Consider the following 12,190-nt stretch of genomic DNA (forward strand, 5'->3'; position numbering starts at 1 on the left):
ATGTCCCTCAGCCCGGGAGCGCGCCGCATCCCCCGGGGGCCTGTGGCACTAGACAGCGGTTTCGCCGTGGGCAAACATGGAGCCAAAGGGGCCGAATCCAAAGTTGAGCGGGCTAGACTCAACTTTGACGATAGTCTCATCCCGGAAGGAGCTCTCTTTGGACGCCAAATTCACCACCAAGAGCCAGGAGGCTCTTTCGGCAGCCGCCATGAACGCCTCGACGGCCGGAAACCCGCAACTGGAACCGGCGCATCTGCTCAAGGCCCTCATGGACCAGCGCGAGGGGGTCGCCGTCGCGCTGCTTCGCGCCACCGGCACGGACCCCGACGCCGTCAGTGTCCAGGCGAGCTCGGCGATCAAGGCGCTGCCCTCAACCTCGGGCAGTTCCGTGCAGCAGGCCCAGCTGTCCCGAGCGGCGATGAACGCCATCAAGAACGCCCAGAACGAGGCAGAGCGCCTGGGCGACACCTTCGTTTCCACCGAGCATTTGCTGCTGGGCCTCGCGTCCGGCAACGACGACGTCGGCCGGCTGCTCCGGGACGCCGGGGCCTCCCACGAGGCGCTGCTCGCGGCCCTGCCGGGGGTCCGCGGCGACCGCAAGGTGGACAACGCGGACCCCGAAAACACCTTCCAGGCGCTGGAGAAATTCGGCACCGACCTGACCGCGATCGCGCGCTCCGGCAAGCTGGATCCGGTGATCGGACGCGACGCCGAGATCCGCCGGATCATCCAGGTCCTGAGCCGCCGCACCAAGAACAACCCGGTGATCATCGGCGAGCCCGGCGTCGGCAAGACCGCCGTCGTAGAAGGCCTGGCCCAGCGGATCGTGGCCGGCGACGTACCGGAGAGCCTGCGCGGCAAAACCCTGATCGCCCTGGATCTCGCCTCGATGGTGGCCGGCGCCAAATACCGCGGCGAATTCGAGGAGCGGCTCAAGGCCGTACTCGAGGAGATCAAGAGCTCCGAGGGCCAAATCGTCACCTTCATCGACGAAATCCACACCGTGGTGGGCGCCGGTGCCTCCGGCGACAGCTCGATGGACGCCGGCAACATGCTCAAGCCCATGCTGGCCCGCGGCGAGCTCCGGCTGATCGGCGCCACCACCCTGGACGAATACCGCGAGAACATCGAAAAGGACCCGGCGCTGGAACGCCGCTTCCAGCAGGTCTTCGTCGGCGAGCCCAGCGTGGACGACACCATCGGCATCCTGCGCGGCCTCAAGGAACGCTACGAGGCGCACCACAAGGTAGCCATTGCCGACTCCGCCCTCGTGGCCGCCGCCGCGCTGTCCAACCGCTACATCACCGGCCGGCAGCTGCCCGACAAGGCGATCGACCTCGTGGACGAAGCCGCCTCCCGCCTCCGCATGGAGATCGACTCCGCCCCGGAGGAAATCGACCAGCTGCGGCGCCAGGTGGACCGGCTCACCATGGAGGAGCTTGCGCTGGCGGGCGAGACCGATGCCGCCTCGGTGGAGCGGCTCGCCGCCCTGCGCGCCGACATGGCCGACAAGAAGGAAGAGCTGGCGGGGCTCAACGCCCGCTGGGAAGCGGAAAAAGCCGGCCTGAACCACGTCGGCGACCTCAAGGCCAAGCTGGACGAACTGCGGTCCGCCGCGGACAAGGCGCAGCGCGAGGGCGACCTGGAGACGGCGTCGCGGGTGCTGTACGGCGAGATCCCGGCCCTGGAGCGTGAACTGAACGCGGCCGCCGAGGCCGAATCGGCCCGGGTGGCCGGCGGCGGGGCCAAGCAGGACCTGATGGTGGCCGACGAGGTCACCGCTGATGACATCGCCGAGGTGATCTCCGCCTGGACCGGCATCCCCGCTGGCCGGATGCTGCAGGGCGAGAGCCAAAAGCTGCTGGAGATGGAGCATGTTCTCGGCGAGCGGCTGATCGGCCAGAGCAAGGCCGTCACCGCGGTGTCCGACGCCGTGCGCCGCGCCCGCGCCGGGATCAGCGACCCCAACCGGCCCACCGGCTCCTTCCTGTTCCTGGGACCCACCGGCGTCGGCAAGACCGAGCTGGCCAAGTCGCTGGCCGACTTCCTCTTCGACGACGAACGGGCCATGGTTCGGATCGACATGTCGGAGTACTCGGAGAAGCACTCTGTGGCCCGCCTGGTCGGGGCGCCTCCGGGCTACGTCGGTTACGAGGAAGGCGGCCAGCTGACCGAGGCCGTCCGCCGTCGGCCGTACTCCGTGGTGCTGCTCGACGAGGTGGAGAAAGCCCACCCGGAGGTCTTCGACATCCTCCTGCAGGTGCTCGACGACGGCCGCCTCACCGACGGCCAGGGCCGCACCGTGGACTTCCGCAACGTGATCCTGGTCCTGACCTCCAACCTGGGCAGCCAGTTCCTCGTGGACCCGAACCTAGACGCCGACGCCAAGCGGGACGCGGTCATGGCCACGGTGCACGCCTCCTTCAAGCCCGAGTTCCTGAACCGGCTCGACGAAGTGGTGCTCTTTGACCCGCTAAGCGTCGAAGAACTCGCCGAGATCGTGGAGCTGCAGGTCAAGGAGCTCGGCGAACGGCTCAAGGGACGCCGGCTCAACCTGGAAGTCACGGAGGGCGCCCGCGCCTGGCTGGCCGTCACGGGCTACGACCCCGCCTACGGGGCCCGGCCGCTGCGCCGCCTGGTGCAGCGGGAGATCGGCGACCGGCTGGCCAAGTCCATCCTGGCCGGCGAGATCGCCGACGGGGACACCGTGCTGGTGGACACCGCGCCCGACCTGTTTGAGCTCACCATGGGCGGCCCGGACGTGTCCGCGCGGCCCGACGGCGGGGCCTCCACCGGCAGCGGCCTCTCGGTGCGCCGCAAGGAGTAGGTGCCGCCGGGCCGCCGGCAGAGGGCCGCCATCCGCGTTGTGCGGCTGGCGGCCCCTTTTGCTGGCTGCTGTTAGGCGGGCATCAGCCGAGGCAGAGGCAGAACGGATGGCCGGCCGGGTCCAGGAAGACCCGGAAGGTTGTCCCCGGCTGATGCCCGTGCTTCCTCGCGCCCAGTTCAAGCGCCGCGGACTCGGCGGCATCGAGGTCATCAACCACGAAGTCGAGATGCATCTGTTGTGGGACGTCCTGGCCGGGCCACTGCGGCGGCGTGTAGGACTCGACCTTCTGGAAGCTCAGCGAATCACCGTAGTCAGCGCGGATGGAGCACCAGTCGTCGTCGTCCTGCTCCACCTTCCAATCCAGCAGGGCGCCGTAGAACTCGGCCAGGGACTTGGGATCAGGGCAGTCCAGTACAACGACCGGGAAGCGTGCGATAGCCATGGCGACACTCTAGGACCATTTCCGACGGACCGCACCGGAAATGCCGGATGCAGGCAGACCTTGCCCGAAGATGCCGGATGCAGGCAGACCTTGCCCGAAGATGCCGGTGCAGGTCACAATGATCCGGCCGAATCCAGCCCGGCCGAAAGGACGTCTTCCATGACGGCGCGCGACACCTCCTCCGTCGGTGCGCCGTGCTGGGTCGACACCTGGCAGCCCGATCCCCGGGCCGCGAAGGACTTCTACGGCCAGCTCTTCGGATGGACGTTCGACGACCCGGTCCCGATGCCGTCCGGTCTCGACGGCGACTACTACAGCGCGCGCCTTCGCGGGCAGTTGGTGGCCGGCATCGGGCAGGCCCCGCCGCAGTCTCCGCCTGGCTGGCTCACCCACGTCCGCGTCCATGACCTCGGGGAATCCCTGGCTCGCGCCGAGCGGGCAGGAGGCAAGCGCCTCGGGCCGGCTGACGACGGCCCCGAGGCACGATTTGCGGTGCTCGCCGACGCTGCCGGCGTCCCGTTCTGCCTGCGGCAGTCGGGTGCGGCCGACGGGGTCGAGCTGGCCGACGAGCCGAACTGCTGGGCCATGAGCTCGCTCCACGCCCCCGACGTGGGACAGGCCCAGGCCTTCTACGGAGCCATGTTCGGCTGGGAGCTCAAAGCGGTGCCTGACGCTCCCTATTCACTTTGGCTCCTCTCCGACCGCGTCGTGGCCGTCGTGGCGGCCACCGACGGCGTCGAGGTTCCGCCGCATTGGAGCGTCAACTTCGCGGTCCGCGACGCCGACGCCACTGCTGAGCGTGCTGTTGCCCTGGGCGGTGGCGTCTTGATGGCGCCGGCGGATGCTCCGGGATTTCGGAGCGCCGTGATCAAGGACCCGCAAGGCGGCGTCGTTGCGGTCAGCGCTGCGGCAGCAGGGATTCCATGATGACGTTTCCGGCGTCCGCGGCGACGTAGCAATCCACCCGCCGGTCGCCGGTGCCCCAGCTGGAAGAGCTGGGGTAGGCAAGCTTGTAGCTGAGCATGTAGTCGCTGGACTTGTCGGTCAGCAGGGCTGCCTTGCACGCGTCGAGCGCTTTCTGCTTCAGCGGATCACGGCCGGGGTAGGCGTCCGAGGCGGCGTAGGACTCGATGGCCACCAACTGCGCCGAGTGTCCGGTATCGCACGCCACGACCGTGGACGTCGGGGAATTCGGGTCGAAGTCCTTGAAGCAGTCGCCGAGCCGGAAGTCCATGGGGTTGACCCCCTCCAGCGGCAGCGCCCCACGGGCCGCGGGGGTACCCGACGAGGACGCGGCCGGTGCGGGCGAGGTGCCGGCGGCCGGCTGCTGTTTGGCTGCGCCCAAGGCGGTCAGCCACCAGATCACCAGGCCGAGCACCACGACGGCGGCGAGGGCCGCGCCCACCTTCGCCAGGCCCAAGCGCTGGGCGCCGGCCCACAGGGTGCGGCCCAGCCGTTGGATGCCGGCCCACAGGTTGCCGGCTGGCCCCTGGGTGCCGGCCGGCCCTGGGGTGCCCGCCGAGCGCTTTGAACCCCGCAGCTTCGCCGTCCTGGCCGAAAGGAGCTTGCCGAACTGGGCGGCGCCGGAGGCCGGTTTACGGTTCGGGCGGACTTGCGTCGGGCGGACTTGCGGCATCGCCGACGTCGGCGGAGCCGAAGGCCGCGGCGGGATGTGGACGGAAGAGGGATGGCGCGTCGGCGGGGTCGTTGCCGCGCGATCGCCGGTGTCGCCGGTGCGCGGAACGTCAGGCATTCCTGCATCGCCGAGCCTGGCGTTCTCGTTGCTCTCAGGCCTTTCGGTCACTCGGGAAATCACCTCTTCCATGCGTTGCGCCGGGGCTGGACGTCCGGCTCGAAGCCCCGTTGGCGGGAGCCCGTCAAGAGACTCTATCGAAGAAGCGCGCGGGCCGCGGTGTGGGCCGGGGCCCAAGCCGCGGCCCGGCGGCCGGGGCGGGAGGCCCAGCCTGCACGGTGACGCCGTCCACAGCGGCCGGGCCGGCGAGCAGTACCGGCCGAAAGCATGTAATCTAGGTGTACGACAAATTGACCAAACATTCCGGGGCCTCACCGATCGCCAAAAGGTGACCACCTCCGGTCCGAGTACAAAAGGGGGTCACGCCATGGGGCGCGGCCGTCAAAAGGCAAAAGCTACCAAGCAGGCTCGGGATATTAAGTACTATTCCCCGAACACTGACTACTCTGCGCTTCAGCGTGAGCTGAAGAGCTCCGAGGGTCGTGCACCGAGTCGTTTCTCGAGTGAGCCCGTTGAGCCGGACTATTCGGCTTATGTGGATAAGTACGCGGACGATGTGGAAGAGGACGACGACGAGGTAGATTCCCGTCGGATAGGTTAGTCGCCACTCTCTCCGGGTTCCCCCGCAGGCTAGGGACCCGGCCATGTTTTTCAGGCCCGCCGGCCACACCCCGCCCGGGGCGTGCCCGGCGGGTTTCTTGCGTCCGCCCCTCCGCCGCCGCGCCCTCCCCTCACCGCCCCCACCGCCCCTCACCGCCCCCACCGCGCCGTTTAGACGGTTCCGCGCCCACTCGACGTTTGTGAGCGTCTTACCGGCAGGGAACCGTCGAATCGGCGTACGTGCGTCGGTTGCCGCCCCCTGGGCCGCAGGCTAGTTTGGATGTGCCGGAGTGCCCGGCGTTCTCTCGGAAGGACTGCCATGGCCATTCGATCGGGGTTCTCCGAAGGTGAGGTCTGCTGGGCCGATCTCCAGACGTCGGATGTCGCGGCGGCCAAGGACTTCTACGCAGCCCTCTTCGGCTGGAGGTACGAGGACCTGCCTACTCCCGACGGTCGCAGCTATGCCAAGGCGTTCCTGGGCCAAGAGTTGGTGACGGTGATCGCGCCGCAGAACCCTCAGCAGCAACGGGCGGGGGCACCGGGCCAGTGGAACGTCTACTTCGCCGTCGACGACGCCGCCGGGCTCGCTGCCGAGGTGCCACATGCGGCCGGGAGCCTGGAACTCGGCCCGGAAGCCGTCGAGGGCACCGGCGTTATGGTCTTCTTTTCCCCGCCCGGGGGAGGGACCACCGGGGCCTGGCAGGCGGACAGCCACTTCGGCGCGGCACGCACCGAGGAGCCCGGAGCCCTGGCCTGGGTCGAGCTGCTGACGCCCGAGCCGCAGGCCGCCGTCGGCTTCTTCCAGCAGCTGCTGGGCCATGAGGTGACCGAATACCCGCAGGACGACGGCGGAACCTACACGACGCTGATGGTGGACGGAACCGAGGTGGCCGGGATCGCTACGGTCCCGGCGGCCGAGCCCAACCTCGAGCCCGGCTGGCAGGTGTACTTCGGCGTCGCAAGCGTGGCCGACGCCGTGGCCGCCGCGCGTGCGGCGGGCGGCGTGGTGCTGGTCGAACCGGAGGACGGCGAGGAAGCCGGAACCGTCGCCACCCTGGCGGATCCGCAGGGCGGCGTGTTCAGCATCCTGGAGGTTTAGAAAACCAATCGAGTGCTCCCCACCGGCGCCCTAGCCGCGCAAGCTCGGCCAGGGAACCCTGCCGGCGTGGGCCCGACCGCCGTTTTGAAACTGCTAGACGGCACTTAGGGAGCACTCGGTGGAGGTTAGGCGTAGGCGTTGACCATCCGGACGGCGCCGCCGTCGACGCCCTTGGCGCCCTGGACGTAGTCGGGGCCGGACTTGAGAACCGAGTCGGAGTTTTCCCCGACGGTGCCCATGATCCAGGAGGGCAGGCCGCGAGCGTTGAGATGGTTCACCGCGGCGTCGGCGGCCTCCGGGGAGACGATCGCGACCATGCCCACGCCCACGTTGAGGGTGCGCTCGAGGTCGGCCAGCGGGACGTTGCCCAGCTCGGCGACCAGCTTGAAGATGGCGGGCAGTTCCCAGGTGGCGCGGTCCACGGTGGCCAGCAGGCCCTGCGGCAGGACGCGGGCCAGGTTGGCGGCCAGGCCTCCGCCAGTGACGTGGCTGAAGCCGTGCACGGCCTGGCCGGCGGCGGAGCCGTCCACCGGGAAGGTGCGGGCCAGGTCCAGGCAGTCGGCGGCGTACACGCGGGTGGGTTCCAGGAGTTCCTCGCCCAGGGTGCGCTCGAATTCGGAGACGTGGCGGTCCAGGGCCCAGCCGGCGTGGTTGACGACGCGGCGGACCAGCGAGTAGCCGTTGGAGTGCAGGCCGGAGGAGGCCATGCCGATCACCACGTCCCCGGCGCGGACCCGCTCCGGACCCAGCAGGGACTCGGCCTCGACCACGCCGGTGGCTGCACCGGCGACGTCGTACTCGTGTTCACCGAGCAGTCCCGGGTGTTCGGCGGTTTCGCCGCCCACCAGGGCGGTGCCGGCGACGGAGCAGGCGGCCGCGATGCCGCGCACGATGTCCGCGATGCGCTCCGGGACGACCTTGCCGCAGGCGATGTAGTCGGTCATGTAGAGCGGCTCGGCGCCCACCACCACGATGTCGTCCACCACCATGCCCACCAGGTCGAAGCCGATGGTGTCGTGGATGTCCATGGCCTGGGCGATGGCGACCTTGGTGCCAACGCCGTCGGTGGAGGTGGCCAGCAGCGGCCGCTTGTAGGTCAGCAGCTTCGACACGTCGTACAGGCCGGCGAAGCCGCCGACGCCGCCGATCACCGAGGAGTTGTGGGTCGCCTTGACGGCGTCCTTCATGAGCTCGACGGCGCGGTCGCCCGCTTCGACGTCGACCCCGGCGGAGGCGTAGGTGATGCCCGTGTTCTGGGCGGAGTTCATGTCAGCGGCCGGGGCGGCGGAAGTCATACTGGCTCTTTCTTGTCGGCATCATGCTTGTCGGCGGGTACGCGGTCGGCGTCGGTGAGCAGTTGTTCGAATTCGGCGTCAGGTCCCGGATCGCAACCGGTGGCGCCGGCCTTCTCGGCGGGGTCCTGGTCGGCGGGGATGGCGGCGTCGGACGCGGCGTCGGCGGCGGCGTCGGCAGCAGAAGTACCGGCGGCGGGCAGTCCGCCAAGCTGTCCGACAGAGTCGGTGCGCTCCAGCAGGTTCTTGCCGAGCTTGTCCGCGCCGGGCAGCTCGATCGGGTACTGGCCCGTGAAGCAGGCCGTGCACAGGCGTTCGCGCGGCTGCCGGGTGGCGCCGATCATGCCGTCCTCGGAGATGTAGGCGAGCGAGTCCGCGCCGATGGCCTGGGAGATCTCGTCGATGGTGGCGCCGTTGGCGATCAGTTCCGCGCGGGAGGCGAAGTCGATGCCGTAGAAGCAGGGCCACTTCACCGGCGGGGAGGAGATTTTGATGTGCACGGCGGCGGCGCCGGCCTCGCGGAGCATCCGCACGATGGCGCGCTGGGTGTTGCCGCGGACGATCGAGTCGTCCACCACCACCACGCGCTTGCCGCGGATGACGGATTCCAGCGCGTTGAGCTTGAGCCGGATGCCGAGCTGGCGCAGCGTCTGCGAGGGCTGGATGAAGGTGCGGCCCACGTAGGCGTTCTTGACGAAGCCGTGCGCGAAGGGGATGCCGGATTCCTCGGCGTAACCGACGGCGGCCGGGGTGCCGGATTCCGGCACCGGGATGACGATGTCCGCTTCCTGGGTGTTTTCGCGGGCCAGCTGGCGGCCCATCTCGACGCGGGATTCGTAGACCGAGCGGCCGGCGATCGCGGCGTCCGGGCGGGCGAGGTAGACGTACTCGAAGACGCAGCCGGCCGGCGTCGGGTCGGCGAAGCGCTGGGAGCGGACGCCCTGTTCGTCGATGGCGATGAATTCGCCGGGTTCGATCTCGCGGATGAAGCTCGCGCCGACGGTGGCGAGGGCGGACTGTTCCGAGGCTACGACCCAGCCGCGCTCCAGCCGGCCGAGGACCAGCGGGCGGATGCCGTAGGTGTCGCGGGCGGCGTAGAGGGTGCCTTCATCCATGTAGACAAAACAGAAGCCACCCTTGATCTTGGGCAGCAGTTCCAGGGAAGTCTGTTCGAGGGACTTGCCCTCCTCGCCCTCCAACAGGGCGGTGACCAGGGCGGTGTCCGAGGTGTTGCCCTGCTTCATTTCGCCGCTGAGCTGGCCGCCGTTGCGGTCCATGATCATGGCCTTGAGCTCGGCGGTGTTGGTGAGGTTGCCGTTGTGCGCCAGGGCGACCGTGCCGGTGGCCGTTGCGCCGAGGGTGGGCTGGGCGTTGGCCCAGTGGCTCGCGCCGGTGGTGGAGTAGCGGCAGTGGCCGACGGCCAGGTGCCCGGTCAGGGTGTTCAGCGTGGTCTCGTCGAAGACCTGGGACACAAGGCCCATGTCCTTGTACACGTTGATGCGTTTGCCGTCGCTGGTGGCTATGCCAGCCGACTCCTGACCACGGTGCTGCAGCGCGTACAGCCCGTAATAGGTGAGTTTTGCTACCTCTTCGCCGGGAGCCCAGACCCCGAAGACGCCACATGCGTCCTGCGGGCCTTTTTCGCCAGAGAGAAGATCATGAGAAAGTTTTCCATCGCCGCGTGCCACTGGTCGATTATCTCACGTTGTGCGCTGGGACTTTTCCGGGCGCCCGTTTGTGACCTGGCGGCCTCAGGCGCGGTCGCCGTCGTCGGTGTCCGGAACCGAGTCCGGAACGGATTCGACGACGGCGTGCTCCGCACGGCGGACGCTCAGCCGGTCCAGTACGAGCGCGACGACGGCGCCCAGGATGGCGCCGCCCGCGGCGCAGAAGGTCAGGAAGAAGCCGAAGACGGAGTTGGCGTCATAGCCCTCGTCGCCCGGCAGGCCGTAGGCGATGAGGGCGGCCACGACCACGCCCAGCAGGCCGCCCAGGATCAGGAACGGCACGTACTTGGGTGCGCGGCGGACGGTGACGGCGCGGCGTTCGGGCGCAATGGGGGAGTCTTCAGGAGCCATGCTGTTAAGCCTACTGCCCCCGCCGGCCCGGTTTTTCGCCGCTTTTTCGCGGCGGCCCGGTTTCGTGGCGGATATCCGGAAGCCTAGCGGGAACGCCGACGGCGGGGCAGACTATGGGATGGGGGAGGGTGCGGTCCGGATTCTTGTAAGGACGCACCATGGCAATCACAGCGGACAGTATCCGTGACCAGCAGCGGCTCACCTGGGACCGGTTTGCGGCCGGCTGGAAGAAGTGGGATGCCGAACTGATCGCCTGGCACCGTCCCTTTGGCGACGCCGTGATCGAGGACGCCCGGTTGCGCCCTGACTCCGTGGTGCTGGATGTTGCGGCAGGTTCGGGCGAGCCGGGACTCACGGTCGCGGCGCTGGTGCCGGGCGTCGAAGTGGTCTTGGCGGACATCTCGGCCGGAATGCTGCAGGTGGCCGAGGAGAAAGCTGCGGCCCAGCGTCTGGGCAATGTCCGCTTCAGCGTCTGCGCCGCCGCCGACCTGCCCTTCGACGACGGGACGTTCGACGCCGTGCTCTGCCGGTTTGGGTTTATGTTCTTCCCGGAAATGCGGACCGCGCTGCGGGAGATGGTGCGGACGGCCAAGCCCGGGGCGAGAGTCAGCGCCGCCGTCTGGGGCCGGGCCGCGGAAAACCCCTGGGCAAGTCTTGTACTGGGCACCCTGGCGCATCACACCGAGCTGCCGCCGCCGCCGGCCGGGACCCCGGGGCTGTTCCGCTGCTCGGCTCCCGGGTTCATGACGCGGCTGTTCAAGGAGGCCGGCCTCGCGGAGGTGACGGAGCGGTCGGTCAGCACGGACTTGGTGCACCGCTCCCCGGACAGTTACTGGGAGTTTATGGAGGACATCGCGACCACGGTGGCCGCCGGGCTGGCGAACGCCGACCAGCATGCCCGGTCACTGATCCGCTCCGATGTGTTCCAGATGCTGGGCCGCTATGAGCACCAGGGTGCGCTACGGCTGCGGTCCACGGCGACAATTGTGGCCGGCACCCGGGCGTAGTCCGCTTCCGCTCCGATTTTGGACAGCTGCGGCGCGGATCCGGGCCGCGGCTGTCCGATTCCGGCGCGGATTTCCGGAGCCGCCGCGGGATTACCGGCGGCAGGCCGGTCGGATCCGCCGCTGGATGCCCTGGGCCGTGAGGAAGGCCGCGAACTTCGCCGGCCCGGAGATCTCCGTCCAGGTCCAGCGGACGACCCGGCGGCCGGTCGATCGGATCCGGTCCTCGCGGCGTTTCTCGTCGATGACGGCCTCGGAGGGGGTCCTGCCTTGGAGGTATTCAGCCTTGCGGTACTTGACCAGGCCGTCGAATTCCCCGCAGAGGCGCTCCTCGGGCCATTCGAAATCGGAGTAGCCGGCCAGACCTCTGGCATCGCGGATCTCGGCCTGTAGCTCCGGGGCCTTGAAACCGAGCCGATGCATGAGCGCCCGGCTCACCGATTCCCCGGGCGATCCCGACGCCGGGTCTGCGAAGTCGAGCGCGGCCCGGATTCTGCGCGCCGCGGCTGCGCTGTAGTCGGCTCCGATGCCGGCGTCGAGCTCCTCCTTGCTCAGGGCAGGCAGCCCGGGCTGTGGTTTCAGCACGTGGTCAAGCGCGGCGGTTGCCTGTACGAAGGACTCGAAAGCGGCCAGGTCCAGAACCGTCCGGACCCGGGTAGTGACCAACAGTCCCCGGCGCTCTTCGACCTGAAGTGACTCGGGGTCGGCGAAGTGCCGCCGGACGCCCGCTCGGGAACGGCCGCCGCCGTCGTCGGACGTGCAGGCATGCACCAACGGTGAACTGCCCAGCACCGGAAGATCCCACAGCGCAGCGGAGGACTGTCGGCAAAACACCGTCCGGCTTTGCAGCGTCGACGCGGCCGCCTGGATTAGGAGCGGATACCGGTCCCAGCGCGGCAGTGCGTCCCACGCCGCGGCGGGCACGTAGACGCCCTGCCGGATGCGGCGCAGTTCCCCTGCCGCGGCCCGGCGGGCCAGTGTGCGGGTGTCCCGGCCCAGGCGGGTCGAATCACTGCTGAGGATGAGCTGGGGGAGGTCCATGCCCCGATGCTGTCCCGCCGCCCGGTCGTCGGCAACGGCCACGACGCCGGATGT

Annotated in this window: 11 protein-coding genes; 5 read left to right on the forward strand and 6 right to left on the reverse strand. The window is 69.1% G+C overall.

Annotated elements, in window-relative coordinates; all coding sequences use genetic code 11:
* Positions 1-157 precede the first annotated feature (157 nt).
* A complete protein-coding gene (clpB, locus tag ACZ5Z0_RS11135) occupies positions 158-2,827 on the forward strand; it encodes an ATP-dependent chaperone ClpB (RefSeq protein ID WP_464108478.1) in 2,670 nt (889 codons plus the stop codon).
* A gap of 82 nt (positions 2,828-2,909) precedes the next feature.
* On the opposite strand, the gene ACZ5Z0_RS11140 is transcribed toward clpB, so the two are convergent.
* Positions 2,910-3,269: a VOC family protein gene (locus tag ACZ5Z0_RS11140; RefSeq protein WP_464108479.1), complete on the reverse strand. Its 360-nt coding sequence runs from the start codon at positions 3,267-3,269 to the stop codon at positions 2,910-2,912.
* Between the two features lie 159 nt (positions 3,270-3,428).
* On the opposite strand from ACZ5Z0_RS11140, the gene ACZ5Z0_RS11145 reads away from it, so the two are divergent.
* Positions 3,429-4,196 (forward strand): VOC family protein, encoded by a 768-nt coding sequence (locus tag ACZ5Z0_RS11145; protein ID WP_464108480.1) that lies wholly within the window; start codon positions 3,429-3,431, stop codon positions 4,194-4,196.
* Here ACZ5Z0_RS11145 and ACZ5Z0_RS11150 read toward each other — a convergent pair.
* On the reverse strand, positions 4,168-4,905 hold the full coding sequence (locus ACZ5Z0_RS11150; RefSeq protein ID WP_464108481.1) for a septum formation family protein: 738 nt from the start codon (positions 4,903-4,905) through the stop codon (positions 4,168-4,170). The genes ACZ5Z0_RS11145 and ACZ5Z0_RS11150 overlap by 29 nt on opposite strands.
* 484 nt (positions 4,906-5,389) lie before the next feature.
* On the opposite strand from ACZ5Z0_RS11150, the gene ACZ5Z0_RS11155 reads away from it, so the two are divergent.
* Both ACZ5Z0_RS11155 and ACZ5Z0_RS11160 read left to right on the forward strand, forming a co-directional pair.
* Positions 5,390-5,623 (forward strand): DUF3073 domain-containing protein, encoded by a 234-nt coding sequence (locus ACZ5Z0_RS11155; protein ID WP_082492711.1) that lies wholly within the window; start codon positions 5,390-5,392, stop codon positions 5,621-5,623.
* 318 nt (positions 5,624-5,941) lie between these two features.
* Positions 5,942-6,721, forward strand: a complete 780-nt coding sequence (locus ACZ5Z0_RS11160) for a VOC family protein (RefSeq protein ID WP_464108482.1) — start codon at positions 5,942-5,944, stop codon at positions 6,719-6,721.
* A gap of 125 nt (positions 6,722-6,846) precedes the next feature.
* On the opposite strand, the gene purM is transcribed toward ACZ5Z0_RS11160, so the two are convergent.
* From purM to ACZ5Z0_RS11175, 3 genes are all read right to left on the reverse strand, one after another.
* Complete coding sequence (gene purM, locus ACZ5Z0_RS11165; RefSeq protein WP_464108483.1) at positions 6,847-8,016, reverse strand: phosphoribosylformylglycinamidine cyclo-ligase; 1,170 nt, start codon at positions 8,014-8,016, stop codon at positions 6,847-6,849.
* On the reverse strand, positions 8,013-9,701 hold the full coding sequence (gene purF, locus ACZ5Z0_RS11170) for an amidophosphoribosyltransferase (protein WP_464108484.1): 1,689 nt from the start codon (positions 9,699-9,701) through the stop codon (positions 8,013-8,015). The genes purM and purF overlap by 4 nt, the downstream gene beginning before the upstream one ends.
* Before the next feature lie 63 nt (positions 9,702-9,764).
* Positions 9,765-10,091, reverse strand: a complete 327-nt coding sequence (locus tag ACZ5Z0_RS11175; RefSeq protein WP_464108485.1) for a hypothetical protein — start codon at positions 10,089-10,091, stop codon at positions 9,765-9,767.
* Between the two features lie 158 nt (positions 10,092-10,249).
* On the opposite strand from ACZ5Z0_RS11175, the gene ACZ5Z0_RS11180 reads away from it, so the two are divergent.
* Positions 10,250-11,098 carry a class I SAM-dependent methyltransferase gene (locus tag ACZ5Z0_RS11180; RefSeq protein ID WP_464108486.1) on the forward strand — a complete coding sequence of 283 codons (849 nt, stop codon included), beginning with the start codon at positions 10,250-10,252 and terminating at the stop codon, positions 11,096-11,098.
* Positions 11,099-11,188: 90 nt separating this feature from the next.
* Here ACZ5Z0_RS11180 and ACZ5Z0_RS11185 read toward each other — a convergent pair whose 3' ends face one another.
* Positions 11,189-12,136, reverse strand: coding sequence for a hypothetical protein (locus tag ACZ5Z0_RS11185; protein WP_464108487.1), 948 nt, complete (start codon positions 12,134-12,136; stop codon positions 11,189-11,191).
* Between the last annotated feature and the right edge of the window lie 54 nt (positions 12,137-12,190).

It is taken from the genome of Arthrobacter sp. T2-23, assembly GCF_055398325.1.